At 67.3% G+C, this 22262-nt stretch carries 22 protein-coding genes; 5 read left to right on the top strand and 17 right to left on the bottom strand.

Annotated features, from left to right (window positions below):
• Positions 1–92: 92 nt before the first annotated feature.
• The 4 genes from ACXAHD_RS22900 to ACXAHD_RS22885 form a co-directional block, all read right to left on the bottom strand.
• The gene (locus tag ACXAHD_RS22900) at positions 93–479 is read right to left on the bottom strand and encodes a YybH family protein (RefSeq protein ID WP_421367779.1); all 387 of its coding nucleotides are present in this window, start codon (positions 477–479) and stop codon (positions 93–95) included.
• Positions 476–1300, bottom strand: a complete 825-nt coding sequence (locus ACXAHD_RS22895; RefSeq protein ID WP_475053090.1) for a hypothetical protein — start codon at positions 1298–1300, stop codon at positions 476–478. The genes ACXAHD_RS22900 and ACXAHD_RS22895 overlap by 4 nt, the downstream gene beginning before the upstream one ends.
• A 129-nt stretch (positions 1301–1429) precedes the next feature.
• Positions 1430–2290 (bottom strand): aspartyl/asparaginyl beta-hydroxylase domain-containing protein, encoded by an 861-nt coding sequence (locus ACXAHD_RS22890; RefSeq protein ID WP_475053088.1) that lies wholly within the window; start codon positions 2288–2290, stop codon positions 1430–1432.
• 78 nt (positions 2291–2368) lie between these two features.
• Complete coding sequence (locus tag ACXAHD_RS22885) at positions 2369–4318, bottom strand: non-ribosomal peptide synthetase (protein WP_475053085.1); 1950 nt, start codon at positions 4316–4318, stop codon at positions 2369–2371.
• A 490-nt stretch (positions 4319–4808) separates the two neighbouring features.
• Between ACXAHD_RS22885 and ACXAHD_RS22880 the strand changes: the two genes are divergently transcribed.
• Positions 4809–5006, top strand: coding sequence for a hypothetical protein (locus ACXAHD_RS22880; RefSeq protein ID WP_475053083.1), 198 nt, complete (start codon positions 4809–4811; stop codon positions 5004–5006).
• A 103-nt stretch (positions 5007–5109) separates the two neighbouring features.
• On the opposite strand, the gene ACXAHD_RS22875 is transcribed toward ACXAHD_RS22880, so the two are convergent.
• The 9 genes from ACXAHD_RS22875 to ACXAHD_RS22835 form a co-directional block, all read right to left on the bottom strand.
• Positions 5110–6915 (bottom strand): gamma-glutamyltransferase family protein, encoded by a 1806-nt coding sequence (locus ACXAHD_RS22875; RefSeq protein ID WP_475053080.1) that lies wholly within the window; start codon positions 6913–6915, stop codon positions 5110–5112.
• Positions 6912–7385, bottom strand: a complete 474-nt coding sequence (locus ACXAHD_RS22870; protein ID WP_475053077.1) for a VOC family protein — start codon at positions 7383–7385, stop codon at positions 6912–6914. The genes ACXAHD_RS22875 and ACXAHD_RS22870 overlap by 4 nt, the downstream gene beginning before the upstream one ends.
• A gap of 81 nt (positions 7386–7466) precedes the next feature.
• Complete coding sequence (locus tag ACXAHD_RS22865; RefSeq protein ID WP_475053075.1) at positions 7467–8189, bottom strand: DinB family protein; 723 nt, start codon at positions 8187–8189, stop codon at positions 7467–7469.
• Between the two features lie 36 nt (positions 8190–8225).
• Complete coding sequence (locus tag ACXAHD_RS22860; protein WP_475053073.1) at positions 8226–9116, bottom strand: LLM class flavin-dependent oxidoreductase; 891 nt, start codon at positions 9114–9116, stop codon at positions 8226–8228.
• Entirely contained in the window at positions 9113–10510 is a 1398-nt protein-coding gene (locus tag ACXAHD_RS22855; RefSeq protein ID WP_475053071.1) for an FAD-binding oxidoreductase, read from the bottom strand. The genes ACXAHD_RS22860 and ACXAHD_RS22855 overlap by 4 nt, the downstream gene beginning before the upstream one ends.
• Positions 10470–12785 (bottom strand): non-ribosomal peptide synthetase, encoded by a 2316-nt coding sequence (locus ACXAHD_RS22850; protein WP_475053068.1) that lies wholly within the window; start codon positions 12783–12785, stop codon positions 10470–10472. Before ACXAHD_RS22850 ends, ACXAHD_RS22855 begins: the two co-directional genes overlap by 41 nt.
• On the bottom strand, positions 12782–13705 hold the full coding sequence (locus ACXAHD_RS22845; protein WP_475053065.1) for a hypothetical protein: 924 nt from the start codon (positions 13703–13705) through the stop codon (positions 12782–12784). Before ACXAHD_RS22845 ends, ACXAHD_RS22850 begins: the two co-directional genes overlap by 4 nt.
• 34 nt (positions 13706–13739) lie before the next feature.
• Complete coding sequence (locus tag ACXAHD_RS22840) at positions 13740–14024, bottom strand: hypothetical protein (protein ID WP_475053062.1); 285 nt, start codon at positions 14022–14024, stop codon at positions 13740–13742.
• On the bottom strand, positions 14024–14941 hold the full coding sequence (locus tag ACXAHD_RS22835) for a chlorinating enzyme (protein WP_475053058.1): 918 nt from the start codon (positions 14939–14941) through the stop codon (positions 14024–14026). Before ACXAHD_RS22835 ends, ACXAHD_RS22840 begins: the two co-directional genes overlap by 1 nt.
• A 114-nt stretch (positions 14942–15055) precedes the next feature.
• Between ACXAHD_RS22835 and ACXAHD_RS22830 the strand changes: the two genes are divergently transcribed.
• Complete coding sequence (locus ACXAHD_RS22830) at positions 15056–16393, top strand: MFS transporter (protein ID WP_475053056.1); 1338 nt, start codon at positions 15056–15058, stop codon at positions 16391–16393.
• Entirely contained in the window at positions 16390–17484 is a 1095-nt protein-coding gene (locus ACXAHD_RS22825; protein ID WP_475053053.1) for a DNA glycosylase AlkZ-like family protein, read from the top strand. Before ACXAHD_RS22830 ends, ACXAHD_RS22825 begins: the two co-directional genes overlap by 4 nt.
• Positions 17485–17606: 122 nt before the next feature.
• Here the strand turns inward: ACXAHD_RS22825 and ACXAHD_RS22820 are convergent, their stop codons facing one another.
• The 3 genes from ACXAHD_RS22820 to ACXAHD_RS22810 all read right to left on the bottom strand — a co-directional run bounded on the left by ACXAHD_RS22820 (position 17607) and on the right by ACXAHD_RS22810 (position 19295).
• On the bottom strand, positions 17607–17783 hold the full coding sequence (locus tag ACXAHD_RS22820; RefSeq protein ID WP_475053050.1) for a hypothetical protein: 177 nt from the start codon (positions 17781–17783) through the stop codon (positions 17607–17609).
• A gap of 142 nt (positions 17784–17925) precedes the next feature.
• On the bottom strand, positions 17926–19014 hold the full coding sequence (locus tag ACXAHD_RS22815; protein ID WP_475053048.1) for a hypothetical protein: 1089 nt from the start codon (positions 19012–19014) through the stop codon (positions 17926–17928).
• Between the two features lie 5 nt (positions 19015–19019).
• Positions 19020–19295: a hypothetical protein gene (locus tag ACXAHD_RS22810; RefSeq protein ID WP_475053045.1), complete on the bottom strand. Its 276-nt coding sequence runs from the start codon at positions 19293–19295 to the stop codon at positions 19020–19022.
• Positions 19296–19444: 149 nt separating this feature from the next.
• Between ACXAHD_RS22810 and ACXAHD_RS22805 the strand changes: the two genes are divergently transcribed.
• Together ACXAHD_RS22805 and ACXAHD_RS22800 are read left to right on the top strand one after the other, a co-directional pair.
• Positions 19445–20923 carry a helix-turn-helix domain-containing protein gene (locus ACXAHD_RS22805; RefSeq protein WP_475053043.1) on the top strand — a complete coding sequence of 493 codons (1479 nt, stop codon included), beginning with the start codon at positions 19445–19447 and terminating at the stop codon, positions 20921–20923.
• A complete protein-coding gene (locus ACXAHD_RS22800) occupies positions 20920–21843 on the top strand; it encodes a VOC family protein (protein ID WP_475053040.1) in 924 nt (307 codons plus the stop codon). Before ACXAHD_RS22805 ends, ACXAHD_RS22800 begins: the two co-directional genes overlap by 4 nt.
• A gap of 135 nt (positions 21844–21978) precedes the next feature.
• Here ACXAHD_RS22800 and ACXAHD_RS22795 read toward each other — a convergent pair.
• Positions 21979–22262 (bottom strand): hypothetical protein (locus tag ACXAHD_RS22795; RefSeq protein WP_475053038.1); only part of this gene is annotated, 284 nt, incomplete at its 5' end.

Below are 22262 nucleotides of genomic sequence, written 5' to 3'. Positions count from 1 at the left end.
CCCCCCCCCCCCCCCCCCCCCCCCCCCCCCCCCCCCCCCCCCCCCCCCCCCCCCCCCCCCCCCCCCCCCCCCCCCCCCACCACCGTGTGTGCTCAGGCGTACGGGGTCATCTGGAAGCTGACGAATCGCCAACCACCGCTCTCGTCGCGACGCAACACCTGGGTGGCGACGCCGGCGAGAGTGCGTTCACTGCCGTCGGGCGAACGCAACAGGTTGGTCAGTGGCCCGGTCACCACCGCGACGTCGCCGATGAGCCGGATGAGCAGCTCGCCCCGGGTGATGTCGAGATAGGGGCGGCGCTTCGCGGTGTGCTCCAACAGTTCCGCCTTGCTGTGCGTGACGCCGTGCGCGTGGGTGTGCACGAGCGACTCGTCGAACATCGCGTCGAGCGCGTCGAGGTCGACGGCCACGAGTGCGTGCCGGCGGCGGCGTTCCAGAGCGTGCACCTCCTCGATCGCCCGCTGGTCGGGGGCGCTCATGCGGAGGATCTGGGTGAGAGTTCGCACGCGTTCTCGGCGACACTCAGCAGCGTGTCGGCCAAGTCGCCCTCGAACTTAATCACCTCGGGTGTACGCAGTTCGGGCGGCCGGTCTCCGTCGCTATCCATCGGATACAGGCTGTTCGCCGCGACGTCCTGGGCGATAGCGACCAACCGTCGCAGCAGCTGAGCCACCACGTCGTGCCTGGGCACCGGGGCACGCAACGTCGTGAAATAGGAGTCATAGATCATCCCGGCCAGCCGGTGGCCCGGTCCGCGGACCTGAGCCTCCCGCAGCAGGGATCTGCCGTTGGCCACCAGACGCGCGGCGACACCGTCGTGCACCTGGTGCAGCAGCGTGATGGCTGCGGTGAGCTCGTCGGCGTCCGCCTGCGCCATCGGGGGCAGGCTGCGGCACCGGAAGAGGTCGCGGATCGGCCAGTAGTCCGGCGCCCAGCTGCCGCTGAACGCCCGGTGTCGGCGCCGCATGCTGGGCCGGATCAGCACGTTGTAGAGGTCGGGCGGGCACGAGCCGGTGTAGAGCAGCATCGCCGAGTAGCCATCGACGTAGCGGCTGATCGGCGCGACTACCTCGCCGGCAGGGCGACGGCCCTCGTTCAGGTCGTCGAGAAGCTGCGCGATCAGCCGCCACGCGATGAAGCACACCTGGTGCCCGGTGATCCACCGGAACCAGAACAGATCCTGCGGCTCGACGTCGAGCTCCGGCAGGCCAGTCTCACCGATTGTGCGCAGATACCGGCAGGTCTCGGCGTACGCTCCGGCCGGCACCACGTCCGCCGGCCCGGCGTCGGGGGCGCCCACCGTTGGCAGCAGAAGCGGCTCGAGGCCGTAGGCGAATCCACCGAAGTCCCATCGCCCGCAGGCCGGCAGATCGGACAGTGCACCACTGACACCCTGCTTCATGGATCCCTCTCAGGTTGTGAGTCCGTACTAACCGGCGGACCGCTCCAAGGTGTAGTGGCGCCGCAGCGCCTCGATGTACGGCAGGATCGCCGGGTCGGCGGACGCGCGGGCAAGGTCGGTCATGGTGCTCCAGACAAAGTTGTCGCCGCCGTCGTACCGGAAGTGCTTCTTGATGACGATGCTGAAGACTTCGTTGACCGTCTCCATCGTCAGTAGACCGGCGAGCGCCATCAGCGCGGCGTGGTCGGCGCCGGTAAGCGGCGGTCGCTTCACCATCCGATCCTGGGGGATTCCTGCGTCCGCGCCGGCACTCCCAACAGTGGTCAACGGTTTGTCTGATGGTAGGTCTACGAAGTCGAACATCAGGTGGATCCGCTCATCGGCAGAGAGCACCGCCACCGAGTGGATCTCCGAGGCGTCGAGGAACCACACCTCGCCCTTGCGCATCCGGTATACGGTGTCACCTTCGTTGAAGAAGCAGTTCTCGTTGGTGACCAACGGGATGTGCATCCGGTGGGCGTTGCGGGTGTCGTCGGCGATCTCGTTCAGTTCGAGCAGGTCCCGGTGCGGGATGATGACGCTGTTCTGCACCTTGGCCAGCCGGACGAAGTTCAGCCGGTCCAGGTCGGCGACGCTCGTGATCAGTTCGCGCAGATAGGGCACCTGCTCGCCGAGCTGCGTAAAGGTCGCGGGCCGTCCGTGGTCGTAATTGGTGACTACCCCGTCGCCTGCGTCCCCACCCCGGGCCCAGAGCATGCAGCTCTTCCAAGCGCCGCCGAACACGAAATCGCTGTACGCATCGGACCACGGGAACGAGGCTGCCTGCTGCAGATCCTTCGCCAGACGCTCATCGTCAAGCGACGTGTCGGCCACGTAGTGGGTTCGCATCAGACCAGTAGACCCTTTCCTGTCGGTGGAGCATCGGAGTCCTTCTACGACGCTAGATGGTGCCGGTTCCGGGCGCAGTCACGGAATCCGGTGACGACATCCGGATTTCTCCTCCAGCAGCCAGAGCTTGATCAACTCGTCGTGGTCGACCTTTCCGTTCACCGTCGCCGGCAGGTATTCCACCGGAATGACTTCCTCGGGCCGCATCTGCCGGGGCAGCAGCCCCGCCGCGTGTTCGAGGATCGCAGCGGGGTCCAGATCGGCGGCCGAGCCGCGGCCGGCCGGCGCGACGAAGGCGAGCAGACGCAGCGGCTGCCCGTGGGCCAGCACCGCACAGTCCCCAACCGCCGGGTGCGTTGCCAGCACCGACTCGATTTCCCCGGGTTCCACCCGCAGCCCACGAACCTTCACCTGCCGATCGATCCGGCCGAGGTGCTCCAGCGAGCCGTCCTCGCGGTAGCGGCAGAGGTCGCCGGTGCGATACATTCGCGAACCCGGCGCACCGTACGGGTCCGCAACGAAGCGCTCCGCGGTCTGGCCCGGCTGCCCCCAGTAACCGTCGGCAAGACCGACATCACCGCTGACGTACGCCTCCCCAGGCGTGCCAATCGGCACCAATCCGAGGCCGGCGTCCAACACCGTCACCCGGAAGTTCTCCGCGGGCCGGCCGACCGGGACGAACCCGCCGACCGAGCCAGGATCGACGACGTCGTCGGTGACCGGACCGGCCTCCGTCGGGCCGAACGCGTTGACCAGCGAGCTGCCGGGCATCGCCGCCGCGAACGTCGCTGGAATCTGCGGGTTCATCGGTTCACCGCCGCACACTACCCACCTCGGACCGCCCGGTGCGGAATGCGCCAGGAACGCCGGCATCATCGTGGGCGCCATGAAGACCATCGAGACGTGGTGCTCTCGGACCAGCCGTGCCAGGTGCCGCGGGTCCCGTTCGCTACCGGGCCGGCAGATCATCAGACGAGCGCCCCAGTAGAGCGGCCAGAAGATCTCCCAGATCGAGATGTCGATGCCGGGGGAGGTCTTGTAGAGCGCCGTGTCGCCGTATCGGAACGGGTATCGCCGTTGCATCCAGAGAATGTTGGCCAGAGCGCCGCCGGCGCGCGAGACGACGCCCTTGGGACGGCCGGTGGTACCGGAGGTATAGAGGATGTGCAACGGCCCGGGTGCGCTGTCGAGCACCGGGTTCGTCACCGGGCACCCCGAGCCGGTACCTGCGGCCGAGGCGCTGTGAATCGCCCAGCCGCCGTCCGGAAGGCGGCTGCGCCAGTGGGAGTCGGTCAGCACGTGCTGCGGCGTCGTGTCCGCCAGGATCAGCGCGATGCGCCGTTCCGGCAGGTCAGCGTCGATCGGAACGTACGTGGCGCCGGTCTTGACAGCGGCGTAGACAGCCACGATCTGGTCGATGCCGCGCCGCAGGCAGATTCCGATCCGCGTTCCGGGCACGGCGCCGAGCCCGCTCAGGTGGTGGGCCAGCCGGTTCGCCCGTTGGTTCAACCCCCGATAGCTGACCGTGGTCCCGTCCTCCTCTTGCAGCGCCACCGCGTCCGGCGTACGTTCTGCCTGCTCCTCGAACGGTTCCGCCATCGTGCGGAACTGGATGTCCGGCTTGCGGTACGGATTGAGGCCGTGCAGAATCCGCTCGCACTCCCTGGCCCCAACCAGCGGCAGGCTCCGCATCGGCGCGTCGGGATCGCGCGCCATACCGGCGAGCAGCTCGATGAAAGCGCCCGCCCAGGCCTGTGCCGAAGGGACATCCGGTGACTCGGTCGTAGTCTCGACATACAGCTGCCTTCCGGCCCGCGAGACCAGGATTATCACGGCGGCCGAGCCGTCGACTTTTCCGGTGCCCCGTGGGATGGCGGCGTGCCGCAGCGCGTCACGGAAGCTGGTGCTGAGATCGGGGGCGCCAGGTGCGGGGCAGCCCACCTCGCTCGTCCCCCGGCTGATCAGGACTCGGCAGTTCGTGCCCGGGCGCGGCAACCGTCGGGCCAGCACGTCGGCGCAGATCGACAACGGGGTGAAGTCTTCCACTCCGGCCGCCGCAGCGAGGCTGTGCACGGCGTCGAGCAGTCCGTCCTGCAGGGCGATCGGCCCGATACAGTCCGCGTTGGACGGCAGCCTGCTCACGCCGCGCTCCCTCCGAGAAGATCTCGCCAGGATCACACCGTATGTGGGCCGGCTCCGGCCGTCTTGTCACCGGAAACAGGGTCGCCCGTTGCGGCATCTGAGCGGTGATGCCTGGGCTGCCCGTGCAGGTCGGCCCCGTGAACGCCACCTGGAGTGGAACCCCTGTTCAGCACCCGTGCGGCCAGACGGCGTACTCGACGCTGGTGGTCGTCGGTCGGGCGGTGTGTTGTTCGTTCTCTATTGGGAGTCGGCCGTCCTCGACACTCGAATCGGCGCCGAGGCGGCGTGTCTGGCCGCCCGGACGCGTCCCGGAACGCGACCCGCCGGAACCGGGGCAGTGACCTAGACATCGCAACTCTCTTGATCGACTCAGGTGTTGCGACGACCCCCTGGACCCGAGGCCTGGTTCGAGTGCAACAGCCTGGTCAACGTTCTGTGCGGTATGGCCGGCCACAACGTGATCGACGCCCGCTCTGGACCGGTCGAGACCGATCAGAAGGTCGACGGCGGTAGCGGCAATGACGTCTGCCGTGGTGGCGTACCCCACCTGGCCGGGCTGCGATCGGTGACGTGACCCGGCTTCGCCGCCGACAATGCTGTCGGACCCGGTAGCCCGCGACGCCATCAGGACTGACCAGCAGTGTCTATGGAATCCGGGCCGTTCCATCGAATGGGTGTCAGCGGACCATGGCGTACGCTTGGCGGCCGCGGGCACCGGCGGCGGCGAGTCGGAAGCCGGTGGTGGGGTCGACGCCGACGGCGCAGACCTTGCCTAAGGTGGACTCGGGTACCACGTCCAGGACATGGCCTCGCTGTCCCAACGTGGTGATGACCTCGCGGTCGAACGACCGCTCCACCACCACGGCGCCCGGCCGGGACGCGCGGGGTGCGAAGGACTGGGGGAAATGGTCGATGTGAAAGGTGGGGGTCTCGGTCGCCGCCTGCAGGTCGAGGCCGAACTGGGTGGTGGCCAGAAACGTCTGTAGCGTCCACTGATCCTGCTGGTCGCCGCCGGGAGTGCCGAAGGCCAGGAACGGCCAGCCGTCGCGCAGCACTATGGTCGGGCTCAGCGTCGTGCGGGGACGCTTGCCCGGCGCGAGCGAGTTCGGGTGTCCTTCGGTCAGCAACGCTGTCTGGCCGCGGGTGCCGAGTGCGAAACCCAGGCCGGGGATGACTGGCGAACTCTTGAGCCAGCCGCCGCTGGGGACGGCGACCACCATGTTGCCAACGCCGTCCACCACCGCGATGGTGCACGTGTTGCCGGCGCCGGCTCGTTTCGCGACCGAGCTGACGGTGGGCAGGCCGCTGCGAAGGTTCGTCATCCACGCGGGTTCGTCGGCCGGGGTCGGCGCCGGTTCGGCCCAGGGGATCCAGGACTCGCGGCCGTCCGGTCGGCCCGGTTGGGGATTCAGCGCTGCGTCCGAGGCGATCAGCGAACCGCGCAGCGCCGTGTAGTCCGGCGCCAGCAGCGCGTCCATCGGCACCTGGACGTGCCGTGGGTCGCCATACCAGGCCTCACGGTCGGCGAACGCGAGCTTCGCCGCCTCCACCCGGGTGTGCACGTAGTCGGCGCTGTTCAAGCCCATGCCCCGCAGGTCATGCCCTTCGAGGAGAGCGAGCTGTTGCAGGAAGGCCGGGCCCTGCGTCCACGGTCCGGGCTTGAAGACCGAAAGCCCGTGATAACTCAGCTCGTACGGCTCCTCCACCGTCGGCTGCCAGGCCGCGAGGTCGTCGGCGGACAGCAGGCCGTGGTGCCGCCGGCCGGTCGAGTCGAGAACCTTGGTGGTACGCAGGTAGCCGTCGATCGCCTCGGCGACGAAACCCTGATAGAACGCGGAGTGCGCGGCAGCGATCTGCGTCTCCCGCTCGCCCGAGGCGGCCTGTGCCTCGTGGACGATCCACTCCAGGGTGGCGGCCAACTCCCGGTTGTGCATCCTGGACCCGGCCGCGGGCGGCTCCCCGCCGGGCAGATAGACGCGCGCCGAGTCGGGCCACTCCTGCCGGAACAGCGGGGCCATGGCGGCGATCGTTTGGGCGGCGCTGGGCAACAGGGGATAGCCGCGTGAGGCATAGCCGATCGCCGGTTCGAGGACGGACGCCAGGGGCATGGTGCCGAACTCGGCAAGCAGCCGAAGCCAGGCCCCGAACGCTCCCGGTACGGAGGCCGGCAGCACCCCGGAGGCCGGGATGTGATCGAGGCCGAGCTCGGCGAACGCAGCGATGGTCGCAGCCTGGGGCATGGGGCCTTGGCCGCAGATGATCCGGACCGTGCCGGTGGACCGGGAATAGACGGCAATCGTGACATCGCCGCCCGGGCCGTTCGAGTGCGGCTCCACCACCTGCAGGGCGAAGCCCGCGGCGACCGCCGCGTCGAACGCGTTGCCGCCCTTGTCGAGGATCGCCGTTCCGACGCCGGCCGCGAGCCAGTGCGTCGACGCCACGCCCGCCGAGGGGCCGCTCAACGCGGGTCGTAGCACCGTCACGACTGTTCGCCCGGTAGGTAGGTGAACTCGAGTTCGAGCCCATTGACCTCGTACGCGTAGAAGCTCTGGATGCCGTCATCGTCGACCACGATGTCGGTCGGCTGCTCGTCGAGCGCGAACCTGAACCGGCCGGACTTGTACAGGTCGATCCAGCGTTGCCGGGTGGTGACCAACTCGTCCGGGTCGTGTACGCGGAAGCAGAAGTGCTGGAACTGCACCGCGCTCTGCCCTGGGTTGGCCGCCTGCCCAGGCCGCTCGAACAGGTGGATGCGCACCTCGCCGACTACCATTTCGGTCAACGTGCGGATGCCCGGCAGCCGGCTGCGGGTCAGTTCGGAGAACCGGTCGAGGACCCACACCTGCTCGCAGCCGAGGAACTCGGAATACCAGCGGACGCTGTTGTCGAGGTCGTTCGTCTGCACCCCGACGTGATGAAAACGCGGTGCGAGGGCCGATGGTGACACTGTCATGACTGATCACTCCGGACGCGGATGCGGCGAGGATTCTCGGTTCATGGTCACCCGATTGCGCCGTCCGGAGGCTTCCCCGCTTTAGGGGACAGCCAGGATCGCGTCGAGGTCACGTATGGCGTAGCGGTGGTGCTCCCACTCCTCCTCGAGGATCGTGTGCAGGCAGGCGAGGGTGGTCTGTTCGTGCGCGGGACGCCACGGATCGGTGTGGGGTTCGCCGAGCGTGCCGGGGACGACGGCGGCGAGGAAGTCGCGCACCATCGCGACGCGACCGGCCCGGACCTCTAGCACCTCGGCGTACGTCGGGGTGGCCGTGGCGAACACCGACATGTCCAAGCAGTCCTTATCGGCGCCCCGGTGTGGCAGCCCGAGGGGGTGGAACGGCTGATCCAGCTCCAGCACCGTCTTGCGCAGCCATACGTCGGTGGCGAGCACCAGGTGACGCAGCGTCTGCGCGAATGACCACTCGCCGTCCACCGATACCTCCGCCGTGCCGGGCGGCATGGCCGCGACCCGGTCGAGCGTGCCGGCCCAGATCCGCTCGAGCGAGGCCCAGGCCGCCCGCAAACCGTCCGGGTCGGTGGCGCGACGGTCAGCCCGGCCGGGAAAGCGTCGGTTGAGCTCGGCCTCGACCAGCGGCACCACGTCGACACCGTTGACGCTCAGCGAGCCGCCCTCGAAGAGCCACGGCGACTCGATCTCCATTCCGGACACCTCGACCCCGCGCAGTACGGCGCTGGAGAGATCGGTGCCGACGAACCGGGCACCGGCCAGGTCGATCTCATCGAACTCGATGGCTGCCATACCTGTGCTCCTCGTCGAGCGAGCGGATCAGCCGGATTATGTCAAGGCCGGCCGGTCCAGCTCAGCAGCGATCTCGTCGAGTACCTCCTCACGACCCGGGAACGGCTCGTCCGGGCGGGGCCACTGCACAACGACGTCGGTGATGCCCACCTCGGCGAAGCGTCCAGCCGCGTCGAAGAACGCCTCCTTGGAAGCAAGGACCCCACTCACGGTAGGACCGGTGACCAGCAGGCGGGACACGTCGGCCGGGTCGCGTCCGACCTCGGCGCACGCCTGCTCGAACGCCTCCACCTGGCGGCGAAGCACCGGCAGGGCTTCGTCGTAGGGTGCAGCCGCAAAACGGTTGGGCTCGCCGGTGGTCACCCAGAAGGAGCCGTACCGGGCTGCGAGCCGCATGCCCCGCGGCCCGGACGCGGCGACGGCGAACGGGACACGTGGCTGCCGTCGACACAGCGGCTGGGAGTGGACCTCGTCGGCCAGGTAGTACTCGCCGTCGAACGAGGTGACCGGCTGGGTGAGAAGCAGATCGGCGAGCTGGACGTATTCCTCGAACCGGGCAGTGCGTTCGCGCTTGGTCCACTGCCTCCGGCGGGTCATCTGCGAGTCGAAGCCCTCGGCGCCGGCGCCGAGCCCGAGGATGAGCCGCCCGTTGGAGATGTCGTCGATGGCGGTGATGTCCTTGACGAGGTGCACCGGGTGTCGCAGGTTCGGTGAGGCGACCAGGACCCCGATCTCGATCCGTTGGGTCTCCATCGCGGCTGCGGTCAGCGTTGGGACGGCGGTGAACCACTCTTTGGCGCGGAAGGCGCGCCAGTTCAGATGGTCGTAGGTCCAGGCGTGGTCGAACCCCATCTGCTCGGCCCGGCGCCACTTGTGGCGGGCGGTCTGCCACCGGTCTTCGGGGACGATCATGATGCCGAATCTCACGCGTCCTCCTTGCCCGGCTCGATGTTGAAGTTGTAGCGGAAAAGGTTGTTCGGATCAACGCGCCGTTTCAGCGCGACCAGACGCTGCCACCGATCGCCGTACGCGGTGCGGACCCCGTCCGATCCTTCGTCGTTCAGAAAGTTCACGTACCGCCCTACCGAATGCGGTGCCATGTCTGCGCTGAAGTTGCGGACCCACGCCACATGTCGCTCCCGGTCGTCTCCTTCCGGCTCCCAGGCGCCGAAGATGTTGATGTTGTGTCCGGCGTGGCGCGAGCCGAACGCGCTCCCGCCTTCGGGCAGCCGGCTGACGGCTCCACCGAGGTGATAGATCGGCACGGCGGCCAACGGAGAGGTGATCTGCGAGGCGTGCTCGACGATGACGTCGATGACCGGGTCGGTGAGGGGGCCGAGGTCCACCGACCGCCAGTAGTAGTGCTTTCCGGGCGGCGAGGTCTGGTCGACCGCCTGCTGGAAGTCGACGTACGGCTTTGGCGCGACGGTGTCGAGCACGGGCCGGCCCAGGGCTCGCAGGCCACGGACGTACGTCTCGCCCGCATCGAGGTTGCCGGACCAGCATACGTTGATCGCCACCACTGGGGTGCCGTGCAGCTTCGCGGGAATGGCGGCTACCGCTGGGGCGAGCCGCAGGTTGAGGATCGTGCCGAAGGCCTCCGGGGCGTCCGCGATCAGCTCCCGGTAACGTGGCAGGACGGCGGGGGCGTCGGCCAGCGGATAGACGATCATTCCGGCCAGGACGGTCGGGCCCACCTCGTGTAGCCGGAAACCGAACCGCACCACGGCCCCGAAGTTGCCGCCGCCGCCGCGCAACCCCCACAGGAATTCCGGATGCTTCGTGGCGTCGACCGAGACGATGCTCCCGTCCGCAGTCACCACCTCGGCCTCGACCAGGTTGTCCGCGGTGAGACCGCACCGACGCATCAGATGCCCGATCCCACCGCCGAGCGTCAGCCCGCCGACGCCGGTCTCGCTGACGATCCCGCCGGTCACCGCGAGGCCGTGGGCCTGGGTGGCGGGGTCGACGTCCTGCCACAGCGCCCCGCCCTGTACGTGGGCCAGCCGGCGCTGCGGATCCACCCGGACCATGCGCATTCTGGACAGGTCGAGCACGATGCCGTCGTCACAGAGCCCGTGACCGGCCACGCTGTGCCCGCCGCCGCGCACTGCGATGGGCAGTTCCCGCTCCGCAGCGAAGGCGACCGCGGTCGCGACGTCGTCCGGGCCGGCGCAGCGGGCGATCAATGCGGGGTAGCGGTCGATGTCACCGTTCCACACCGTCCGGGCCTGGTCGTAGCTCAGGTCCGCTGGGGTGATTAGGTCACCGCGCAACGAGTCAGCCAGCTTGTCCGTACCGCTGATCGTCGAGTCGTTCAAGACCGGCCTCCGGTACCGTCGTGGGCGGGTGGATCGATGACGCCACATCTCGTAGTGTCGCGGTGAGGACCATGGTCGGGTCGGGAACGGCGTGCAGGGCGGCCCGGCACTCGTCGAGCAGCCGGAACACGAGCATCGAGTGTCCGCCGAGTTCGCCGAAGGTGTCCAGCACGCTGATCGGTGACGTGTTCAGGATCCGACGATAGATGTCGATTAGGGCCTTCTCGTACGCATCGGCGGCCGGCACGACACGGCGTTCGCGTTCGGTCAGCTCCTGCCAGACGGCGACCAGCCGCGCCTGGTCGATCTTGCCGTTCACCGTCGCCGGAAGGCGCTCGACCGGAACGAGCCGTTCGGGTCGCATATGGGTGGGCAGCAGCGTCGCCGCGTACTCACCGATCGCCGTGAGATCCATCTCGGAGGTTCGCGTTCGGCCGGCCGGCACGACGAAGGCGAGCAGGCGAACGGGCTCGCCGTGTACGACGACCGCGCAGTCACCGACCGCGGGATGCGCGGCCAGGACCGTCTCAATCTCGCAGGGTTCGATCCGCATCCCGCGGATCTTGACCTGCCGGTCGATCCGGCCGAGGTGTTCCAGCGCGCCGTCGGGGCGGTAACGGCAGAGGTCACCGGTGCGGTACATACGCGATCCTGGCGGGCCGTAAGGGTCGGCGACGAACCGTTCGGCGGTACGGGCCGGCGCCCGCCAGTAACCCTGGGCGAGGCCGACCTGACCGCTGATGTACGCCTCCCCGGGCGCGCCGATCGGCACGATCCCCAGGCTCGCGTCCAGCGCGGTCACTCGGAAGTTGTCCGCGGGCCGGCCGACCGGGACAACCGGGCCGTCCGCAGCCCGGGCGACGGTGTTGTCAGTGACCGGGCCGGCCTCGGTAGGGCCGAAGGCGTTGATCAGGACGCTCGACGGCAGGCGGGCGTAGAACGTCTCCCGGATCCGCGGGTTCATCGGCTCACCACCGCACAGCATCCACCGGAGCGCACCGGCCCTCGCCGACGACACCTCTTCCAGGAACGCGGTCAGCATCGTCGGAACGAGGAAGATCTGCGACGCGCAGTACGTCTCGGTCAGCCGGGCGAGGTGTCGGGGATCGCGCTCGGCGCCCGGCCGGCAGATCACTGTGCGAGCACCCTGATACAGCGGCCAGAAGATCTCCCAGATCGAGATGTCGAATCCCGGCGACGCCTTGTACAGCGCCGTGCCGTGTTCGTCGAATGGGTACTGGCCCTGCATCCAGAAGATGTTGGCGAGAGCTGCGGCGGTGGTGGTGGCGACGCCCTTGGGGCGACCGGTCGTCCCCGAGGTGTAGAGGATGTGGACGATCGCCTCGGGTCCGCCGTCAACCATGAGGTTCGTCGTAGGACGGCCGGCCCACGGCGGGTCGCTGGCACCGAGTTCGTGGATCTCCCAGGCGCCGTCCGGAACCCGGTCGCGGCAGGCGTGGTCGGTGAGCAAATGGTCGGCTGCCGCATCGTCGAGCATCCACGCGACACGTTCGCCGGGCAGGTCGGCGTCGATCGGCACATAGGTGGCGCCGGTCTTCGTAGCGGCGTAGATCGCGACGATCTGGTCGATCCCACGTTCCAGGCAGACGGCGATGCGGATGCCCGGCGCGGCGCCCCGCTCGCGCAGGTGGTGCGCCAGCCGGTTCGAACGCTCGTTCAGCTCCCGGTAGCTGACGGTGGAGCCGTGCTCGTCGAGCAGCGCTACCGTGTCTGGGCTGCGTTCCGCCTGCTCCTCGAAGGGTTCCGCCATCGTGCGGTAGGGGCTTTTCGGCACACGGTACGGGTTGAGCCGGCGCAGGATCAGGTCACGTTCGTCGTCGTCGACCAGGCAGTGGGTGAGCATCGGGACGTCCGGCGCGCCGGCCAAGCCGGTCAGCAACGCTGGGAACGCGTGTGCCCAGGCCCGTGCGGTCGGGATGTCGGCTGAATCCGTCGAGCTCTTGACGTACAGGTGTTGGTCGTCGTCCGAGATTCTGATGGTCACCGGCGGATCGTTGTCGGCGCCCGTGTCCGGGCCGGCCTGTCGCAGCGCCGTACGGAAACTGTCGTGCAAGGCGACGGCCGCCGGGACGACGGCCTCGCGGCGGCCGTGCACCACCCGGACCTGCACGTTCGTGCCCGCGCGTGGCAGGCGGGCAGCCAGCACCCCAGCGCCAATCGACAACGCGGTGATGTCGTCGGCGCCAGCCGCCGCGGCCAGCGAACGCAGAGCGCTGATCAGGCCGGTCGGGAGCTGGGCGGTGGACTCGCTCATGCGGAACCCTCGAGCAGGGTACAGGCGTGAAAGCCCTGGGCCGGCGCCTGGGCGAGGTAGGTTTGCCCGGCCATGATGCCGGACTTCTCGTGGTAGTCGGCCAGATTGATCATCCAGTCGGTGTTACCGCAGTGCCCGTAGGCGGCAAGCGTCTCGGCGTAGTGCAGCCGGTCCGGCGGCAGACCCGCCGCAGCGGCGTTGAACAGCATCAGCGGCTGGTACAGGTTGGCGGTGAACACCTTCGTGATCTGTTCTAAGCGCCGTCCGCTTGCGGCAAGGACAGCGGTTAGCGCCTTGTCCGCGATCTCCTTGCGACTGAGGATCGAGTCGTGGCCGCGCAGCCCGTCCTTGTCCACGTGGATCGAGGACGAGACGAGCCGGACGAGCCCCGGTGCGCCTCGCGTCAACAAGCAGCTCGCCGCGCCGTCACTGAACAGCGCATAGTCGCGTACCCGATCGCGGTCGTCCGGGGTGAAGTCCAGGGCGACCACGAGCACGTTGTGCACACCCGGGTCGGCGAACAGTTGCCGGCCGTGTCGCAGCGCGGTTTGCGAACTGCAACAACGTTGGAAAGACAATAGGTGCGGCACACAGCCGGTCAACCCGACGGCGTCGATGACCCGGATCGCGAAGTCGTGCGGCAGCCGGGCTAGGGTCGGATCGCTGGTCGCGAACACGATGTGGCTCACCGCCGAGGGCGACACCTCGGCGTCGCGCAGGGTGCGGTGGACGGCGTCAACGACGTATGGCAACACCGGGCCCGGCATCCTCCGATAGGTCTCGCACCCCATCGCAGCGAATTCGGTCTTGGGGGAGACGGACTGCCAGAGGGAGTCGAAGCCCGGGATGTCTGCGGGTTTGCACTCCAGCTCGCCCACGACGTACGCGAACGAGCCGATGCCGATGTCGTCTTGGTCCATAGCCATGGTCACCTTCGATCGTCCTGGGTAGGCGTCATGTCTGCGGCTGCGCGACCTTGCTCGCGTCGATCTCCCGGAGCACGGCGACGATGCCGTCCACGTCGACCATCTTGGGGACCCACTCCGGGCGGAGGGTGACCGTGTCGTTCGTGTGTTCCTTGATGTAGTTCAACATCACCACGATCATGTTGAGTGAGCTGATCCCCAGTTCGTCGCGGGTCTGCGCCCGGAGCACCTGCTCGGCGGTGACGTCCTTGGCGACAGGCTGGGTCGCGAGGAACTCGGCGAACTTGAGGCGGTAGCCGTCGTCGGTGCCCATCAGGACTCGACCTTGGGGAAGGGGAAGCCGTTCAGGTTGTTCTGGAGGATCCGATTGTGGCCCCACCGGTCCTCGCCGGAGACCAGGACGCTGCCGTGGTAGTCGAGGCTGATCGCGTCACCGAACCCGCTGAGGCTGTCGATGTGCTCGTAGACCCTGACCGAGGGGGAGACGTAGCGGGTGGCGAGCCCGAGGCGTTTGGTGTCGCTGATGTTGGGCAGCGACCCGTGGATGCACTTGGCGAGAAAGATGACGAACTGGCCCGGCTTCAGTGGCATGTTGACGATGGTGGCGGCGTCCGGGTCCCAGTCCTTGTCGAGCTTCAGCTCCGAGTAGTCGTAGCCGAAGAAGTCGTGCGACTTGCTCTCCACGTTGCGCGACATGGGCTTGGTCTCGTCGTAGTACCACTTCTTGTGGCTGCCCGGGATGAATCGCAGGCAGCCGTGCTCCTCGTCGGCCTCGGAGAAGGCCGTCCACACAGTGAGCTCTTGCGTGGCGGCGGTGCTCTCCTCGGTGTACCGCAGCGAGGGGTAGGCGACCGTCCCGGACTCGAAGACGGTGAACGCCTCCACCTGATGCCAGCCGGTGCCGGCCTCACCCGGCTGCTTTTCGAAGATGTTGGTCTTCCAGCAGATGATGTCGCTGCCCATCAGGCTGCGCAGCTTGTGCACGATCGTTGGGTGCGCGATGTGCTCCGAGAGTGTGTTGCAGTCCAGATGACGGTCATAGTTGATGATGTTGGAGTCGTGGGGCTTGTTGGCCGAAGTGACCATTTCGATCATGGCCTGACCCCAGAGGACCGGTGCCTGTTCTTCGGGGTAGAGGTCGAACGGTCCAATGAACCCGTTCTCCTGGAAGGACCGCACCTGCTCGGCCGTCAGACCCTTGATCTCGGTGCCGGTTACGCTCTCAGCCATTCCTACGTCCTCTCCGGAGTCGGTTTCAGCCCAACGTAGGCGTCCCCGCCCGAGGCGTCTTGTCACCGGAACCGGTGTCCGCCGATGCCCCGCAGCTGATGGCAGGCTCCCGGCATGCCTAGGTTCCTTGTGTTCTCGGTCGGATTGCTGACCTCGGTTCTCGGGTCGGCGTTCACCAGCCTGGCGATGGGCGTCTGGGTGTTCCACGACACCGGGTCGGCCACGCAGTACAGCCTCACGCTTCTCATGAGTCTGCTGCCCGGAGTGATCTTCGGGCCTCTCGCCGGCGCGCTGGTGGACCGCTGGAGCCGGCGGGCCCTGCTGATCGTCAGCGAGGTGGTGTCGGCCGTACCGGTTCTCGTGCTGGCCCTGCTCCACTCCGCCAGTGAGCTGCAGCCGTGGCATGTGTTCGTCTTCGTGGGTATCCAGTCGCTGATCCGTGCGGTCCAGCTGCCGGCTCTGAGCGCCAGCATCGTACTACTCGCGCCACCCGAGCAGGTGGCACGCGCCAACGGCGTGGTCATGCTCGCCCATGCGCTCGGCAACACGGTCGGTTTCGCCGCCGGTGGTGTCCTCTACTTGTTGATCGATCTCAACGGCGTGCTGTTCGTGGACTTCGCGACGTTCGTGTTCAACACGGTGATTCTCGCGTTCATCCGGATCCCGCGCCCGCCTCGCAGCGAGGCCGGCCAGACGCCGTCCGGCGGACTGATCGCCGAGATCCGGGCGGGCTGGCGCATAGTTGCCACCCGGAACACCCTGGTGACCATTCTGCTGTTCAGCGTGGCGCTCAACGTCAGCCTCGGGTACGCCGACGCGGTCCTCACCCCGCTGGTGCTCTCGTTCGCCTCCGCGGCGAGCCTGGGCATCGTGATCGCGTGCATGGGGGCCGGCGCGGTGGCCGGCAGCCTGGCACTCGCGACCTGGGGCGGCCCCCGCCGCCGGATCATCGGGCTCGCCGGCTTTGCGATACCCCTCGGTTTGTTCCTGTGCCTCGGTGCACTCCGGCCGAGCATTTCGCTGATCATGGTCGCCGCCTTCGGCTTCACGTTCTGCTTCACCATCGTGGACGGCACGAGCCGTAACATCCTGCAGGTCGAGGTCGAGCCGGATATTCAGGGCCGGGTCTTCGCCACCTACAACATGGTCGGCGGCCTGGTGCTCGCCTCGTCGTATCTGATGGCCGGTCCGGTCGCAGACCGGCTCTTCGAGCCGTTGCTGTTGGCGGACGGCCCCCTCGCCGGGTCCGTGGGCTCGGTCATCGGGGTCGGCCCGGGGCGGGGGATGGCCATGCTGATGCTGGTGATCGGGGTGGTCATGCTGATTACCGCGGTGGTGGCGTCTCGGCAGGCGAGCCTGCGCGGGCTTCCGGACAAACCGATCCGCAAAGCGGCCCAGCCCGTGTCCGAAAGCGTGCCCGCGGCGGCTCCGAGCAATATGGTCGGCTCATGACCGTTCACGAACTGTCCCGTGCCGACGCGCGGAGGATCGCGGTACGTGCTCAACTGCTCGATCGGCAACAGCCGACCGACCTTCTCGACGTGGTCCGCAAACTGACTCTGCTGCAGATCGACCCTACCGCGGCCGTGGCACCCAGCGCCGACCTGGTGGCCTGGAGCCGGCTGGGCAACTCGTACGCCCCGGCGCAGCTCGACGCTGCCCTGCAGGACCGCACGCTAGTCGAACTGCGAGCGATGATCCGGCCCGCGGAAGACATGCGCCTGTATCGCGCGGATATGGAGGAACGGTCCGGACGCGGCGAAAACAGCTTATGGCGGGAAGCGCGGTGGGAATGGGTCAGGGTCAATGACGCCTTCCGGCGCGATATCCTCGCCCGGCTCACCGAGTCGGGGCCGATGGTCTCGCGGGACCTGCCCGACACCGCCGTACAACCCTGGGGATCCTCGGGGTGGACCAACAACCGCAACGTGTCGCAGATGCTGGAGTTCCTCGTGCAGCTGGGTGAGGTCGCGGTCGCCGGCCGGCAGGGCCGGCAGCGGCTGTGGGACCTGGCGGAACGGGTGTACCGCGACGACCCGGTGGTGCCGGCAGAGAAGGCGCGGCGCATGCAGGACGAGCGGCGGCTGAAGTCGCTGGGCATCGCGCGGGCCCGCGGGCAGGAGTGCGCGGTCGAGCCGTGGGACGTGGGCGAGGCGGGTGAGCCGGCCGTAGTGGAGGGCACCCGCGGCCAGTGGCGGGTCGACCCGGCTGCATTGGGCCAGCCGTTCACCGGCCGGGCGGCGTTGCTGTCACCCTTCGACCGGTTGGTGCACGACCGTAAGCGTATGGCCGAGATTTTCGAATACGAGTACCAGCTGGAAATCTACAAGCCGGCCGCGCGCCGCCGCTGGGGCTACTACGCGCTGCCGATCCTCTACGGCGACCGGCTGGTGGGTAAGTTGGACGCGACCGCCGACCGCAAGGCAGGGGTGCTCAAGGTCGCCGCGATCCACCGAGACGTAAATTTCACCATGGCGATGAATAGCGCGGTGGGCCAGGAGATCGAGAAGCTGAGCCAGTGGCTCGGCTTGGAGCTCAGGTGAGCTCGTCGCCGAACGCGAGGAGTTCCGGGTTGACGGTGCCCAGCCGGTTGTCGGAGATCGTCAGCCGCGCGGAGTAGAGGTCGCGCTGGTGGCGGCTGATCGAGAACCCGCCGGTCTCGGAGTTAGCCGGCCATCCGGCAGATTTCGACCGCGATCTGAGCGACCTGGACCGTGTCGAGCGACACCCGCACCTTCGGCACGTTGGCGCGCAGACCGATCCCGGGGCCGCGCGGGTTGCGGGCGTAGTCGGTCGCGAACGTCGCGACCGCGTGCCCTGCCGCCCGGATGCGGTTGTGCATCCACGCCTCCTGCGGGTCGGCTGCGGCGGTGCTCCGCGCTCGCCGCTGCTGATGGCCGGGTGGAAGGTCCGACCGCCGGGGGCGTGCTCGCCCTGCAGCCTCATCGAACGCTGGGGACGCGGCCTCCGCGAAGGGACGGGAACTACACCAGACTGGGCAGGTCAAGTCGAGCAACTACCGGCACGACGGTGGCGTGGTCGACCGGTGCGCCGGCCAGGATGAACAGGGCATCGCGGATACGCGCCGCTCCGCGCACCGGGCCGGTCAGGTTGATCGGCGTGGGCTCGGTCGCCTGCCCGGTGGCGGTGTCGAGGACCGTGATGAGGACGTGGCGATCGGCACCGACGATCAGGACATGGCGCTCGTCGAGACGGATGAGGCCGTGCGGCCGGCCGACCGGGGTCACGACCCACCGGTGCTCGAAGGTGTCGACGTCGGTGATCGCGCTGTGCCCGTCGCCGAGCACGAAGAACGTGCGTTCGTGCAGCCAGCACGCCGCCTGGCAGGCACCCACCGGGAGCCCTGCGGGCCATCGCTGCTGGTCGCCGAGGGGTCTCCGATTTGCACCAGGCTGGCGCGCTCGGTGCCGGGGCCAGCCGACCGTGTCGCGGTCCAGCAGCCACGGCGTGCCGTATGGGCCGGGGACGATGATCGGCGGCGGGTGAAGCCGCCTGAGGCCACTTCCAAGGCGTCCTGCCGGTGGCGCGGCACCCCGCCGTTGCGAACTACGAAAAAGGTCACCATCGGTCGTGGCTAACGGGCTGCCGACGCAGTCGGTGAGTTCCAGACGCCAGCGAGGCTGGGCGCGGCGACCGACGGCGAGGTTCATGATGCCGTCGTCCACGGTGATGAGCAGTCGGCCGTGGTCGGCGGTGATGCCGGCGATCGTGGCGCTGTAGGCAGTCACGGTGGGGTCTACCGCGCCGGGTGCTGCGACAGTAGCCGGGGTGAAGCCATTGGGGGCACCCGACCGTAGCGGTGCCGGGTCCGGGCGTCGTGGGCGCAGAAGCGTCGCCAACGGCAGGTTCGGGTGGCCGAACACCGACAGCGACCGGTTCACAGCGTCGATCAGTTCGGGTCCGGACACGGCACCGCTGATCAATGCTTCCGAGTGGGTGCGGTCGAGCAGTACGACGTCGCGGGATCGTTCGGCGCGGCGTAGCGAGCTGGCGGCGAATCCCGACCACGAGGCGAGGATGCCCATGGTGCCCGGTCGCCGCTCGGTCAGCACCTCACTCAGGTGGCGTAGCGGCTCGTCGGTGATCGGGTCGGCGTACCACTTCGCCTCCAGCAGCCACCAGTGCCGTCGTAACAGAACGCGACGTCGACTTCGCCGTGCGGCCCCCGCTGATCGGCCTCGGCGTCGATTCCGTCGCGCACCAGTGCGTCGGCGAGCAGGGTGATGAACCGCATCCCGCGTACCGACTCACTCATCCCGCCAGCCTGCTTGCGCAGGTCGGCGTACCGGCTCACGAGACTGGTGTTCAACTGAGGTCCGGGATCGGTGGGCACCGCGTCAGTATCCCAGCCGCAGGGCACGGTCCCTGATGGTGGCAGTGGGTGACACCATGAAGGTGGCGGGTCGTGGCCTGTCACCTACAGACGGCAGGAAGATGCGACACAGAAGCGACAGCCGACCATGGTCTGATCATGGTTTGGTAGTGGAGACTGTGGTGGTGGTGACCAAGGATCAGATCGCGGAGGCACGGCGGCGTCTCGGTCTCGGGCTTGCCACCGCGCGAAATGCCACTGGATGGAGCCAGTCCGACTTGGCTCGCCAAATCAACTACAGCCGTAGCACTGTCGCGAGCGTCGAAACTGGATCCGGAAAGGCATCCCAGGCCTTCTGGACGACGTGCGATCAGGAACTGGGCTGCCGGGGCAGTCTTGTCGCAGAGTACGACAGGTTGCAGGATTTGATCGTCAAGCACCGACAACAGGCCCAACGGGACGAACGCCTCCAGCGTGCAAGGCGACGCGCACCCGATCTCAGCGATATGGTGGCAGCTGAGCCCTTTTCCTTGGCAAGTCCTGGCGAGCAAGCAGTCGACGGCTCCCAGATGGTTGCGAGCGAGAACCCGCCAGGGAACGAGGAGGTAGCAGCAGTGGATCGTCGTGGAGTGGTTCAAATGGGCGGCGCGGTGATGGCGGCCGCATTTTTGGATAGGCTGTGGTCTGAGCCTAGTCGTATGCACGAAGCGCTCGATCGAGGATCGATCAGCGCCGTGCGTTTGGAGGTCATCGGCAGGGAAGCCGCAGACCTGGGGGTACAGGTGGTCAGGGTTCCTCCTGCGACACTGCTCGCCCAGACGGTTTGGCAGTTTCGCAACATGCGAAGGCTCCTGGAAACGAAGCAGACGCTGCGCTCCCAACGAGAACTTTCCATCTGTGGCGCGATGTTCGCGACAATCACCGGTGAGATCCTGTTCAATCAGGGGGAATTTCCTCTGGCCGCCCACTGGTACACCGTTGCCCGCCGAGCCGCAGAAGAGGCCGGCAATCAGTTCCTGGCGGACATCGCGCTAGCCGGTAACACTTATCTGCCGACCTACACCTCTGACCCGCGTGCCGTCCTCGCCGGCGTGATCCCGCGCCTAGACGGTGCTCGTTCTCCGTCGCCGGCCATTGCTTGGCTGTGGGCGTTCCGAGCTAAGGCACACGCCATGTTGGCCGATGCCAACGCCTTTCAGAGATCGATCGAACGCGCACGAGACGTTCTCGACCGGTCGCCAAAGGACCTCGTCAAGCCAGGAATATTCTCGTTTCTTCCGGAGAAGCTCGCCTTCTACGAGGCCCGCGGTTGGGTGGAACTGAGGAACACTGACATGGCGTCGGTAGCCGCAGAGCGTGCCATCAGCCTTTACGATCTTCACGAAACGACCGAGCCGGCACTGGCCCGATTCGAGCAGGCCAGCGCCTACGCTCAGTCCGGCGAGGTGGCCGAGGCATGCCGCATTGCCACTGGCGCAATCTTGGATCGCCACACATACCATGGCATTACAGTTATCCGCCGGGCACGGGAGTTCGATCGTCTTGTCCCCGAATCCGGCGAACCAGTACGACAATGGCGAGAGGTTCTTCATTCCCTCAGGCAACCGCAACTTACTGTGACTGCGATCGAGGATGGAGGCGCCCGGTGACGAACCTACGCGAACTGCTCGAAGAGTACGTCCATTGCGGCAAGCTCATGCAACTCGCGACGCTGACCGCCGACGGCTGGCCGTCTGTAAGTAACGTGTGGTACGACGCCCATTTTGATCCCGACATTCTTCGATTTATTTCCCGCGATGATCGACTCCACAGCGCCAGCATTCGCCACGATGGACGTGTGGCAGGTAGTGTCATCGCGATGTCGCTAGAAGGGCTGGGGCAAAAGGTTCGCGGCGTGACCTTCACCGGCGTCGCCCGCGAACTCGGTACCCACGGAATCGGTCCCGAGGCTGAAACGTTCGTCAAGCGTTGGCCGGCATCTCGACCCGCACTTGATCCATATCTTCTCGCACGCGGTGACACGCATACTCGAATGTATGAGGTCGCCGTTATTGAATGGGTTCTTTTCGATGAGGTCAATTTTCCGGAGCAGCCGCGGCAAGTGGTAGCGGCTCGGCTGTCAGGACCTCCTGTACGCGAACGTCACGATGTCGCCATGACTTCGTTTAGGTTCCATCACGTCGCCGTCAGTGTTGATGATATTTCTGAATCGATTCTTTTTTACGGACAATTCGGGTTTCGCCCAGTGCTAGAATATGTCGATCCCGACGGCCGTTTCGAAGTCGCACACCTGAAACTCGGCAACGCATTCCTAGAGATCTGGAAGTATCGTCAGTATGTTGCCGCGCCACAATCGGCAAGCGAACTTTCGACAGACTTGCCCAGGATTGGCTGGAAGCATCTCGCACTTCAAGTGGCATCCTTGGAAGAAGTCATGACAATGTTGAGTGCACGCGGGATACCAGTCGTGGTAGCCCCTCGCATCGGCAACACCGGGGTGTCGTATCTATTTGTCAAGGATCCCAGTGGGAACCTTGTCGAATTTCTAGAGGATCACCGCGAACTGTAGACACTCGATGTCCACGGTCCTCACCGCCGGACGGGCTCTGTAGCGACAGGCCCAGCTCACTGCTGGCGTCGGCGGCCGTGTCCAGCACCACCGCACCGGGTTTGATTGACCCTCCGGAATCAACGCGAAGCCGTGCTACTCGTCACCCTGCGATACTGCGCTTGGTCCGAGGAGCGCTTTGAGGTCGGCCATCAGGGCGGTGGTCGGGGCGACCCGGTGCGGGCCGAGGCGCAGCAGGGTGGCGCGGCCGCCGTTGACGAGTTTGACGTGCACCTCGGCCGATCCGGGGTGGCTGGTCAGCACGTCGCGGAGGCTGTCGACCAGGGGCGGGGTGCAGCGGGCCGGGGACAGTGCGATCACGATGGGTTTGATCTCGTCGGCGGCGGTGATCTCCGGTACGGACAGGTCCATCGCCATCA

It is taken from the genome of Micromonospora sp. ABR4_055, from assembly GCF_056160425.1.
The sequence above is the reverse complement of the archived record's forward strand: the minus strand, read 5'-3'. Positions and strand labels throughout refer to the sequence as shown.

Coding starts and splice junctions, on each gene's coding strand:
- ACXAHD_RS22850 (WP_475053068.1), bottom strand. CDS start 12,785: ATGAGCGAGTCCACCGCCCAGCTCCCGACCGGCCTGATCAGCGCTCTG.
- ACXAHD_RS22845 (WP_475053065.1), bottom strand. CDS start 13,705: ATGGACCAAGACGACATCGGCATCGGCTCGTTCGCGTACGTCGTGGGC.
- ACXAHD_RS22840 (WP_475053062.1), bottom strand. CDS start 14,024: ATGGGCACCGACGACGGCTACCGCCTCAAGTTCGCCGAGTTCCTCGCG.
- ACXAHD_RS22865 (WP_475053075.1), bottom strand. CDS start 8,189: ATGGCAGCCATCGAGTTCGATGAGATCGACCTGGCCGGTGCCCGGTTC.
- ACXAHD_RS22890 (WP_475053088.1), bottom strand. CDS start 2,290: ATGCGAACCCACTACGTGGCCGACACGTCGCTTGACGATGAGCGTCTG.
- ACXAHD_RS22835 (WP_475053058.1), bottom strand. CDS start 14,941: ATGGCTGAGAGCGTAACCGGCACCGAGATCAAGGGTCTGACGGCCGAG.
- ACXAHD_RS22900 (WP_421367779.1), bottom strand. CDS start 479: ATGAGCGCCCCCGACCAGCGGGCGATCGAGGAGGTGCACGCTCTGGAA.
- ACXAHD_RS22820 (WP_475053050.1), bottom strand. CDS start 17,783: ATGCACAACCGCATCCGGGCGGCAGGGCACGCGGTCGCGACGTTCGCG.
- ACXAHD_RS22830 (WP_475053056.1), top strand. CDS start 15,056: ATGCCTAGGTTCCTTGTGTTCTCGGTCGGATTGCTGACCTCGGTTCTC.
- ACXAHD_RS22870 (WP_475053077.1), bottom strand. CDS start 7,385: ATGACAGTGTCACCATCGGCCCTCGCACCGCGTTTTCATCACGTCGGG.
- ACXAHD_RS22825 (WP_475053053.1), top strand. CDS start 16,390: ATGACCGTTCACGAACTGTCCCGTGCCGACGCGCGGAGGATCGCGGTA.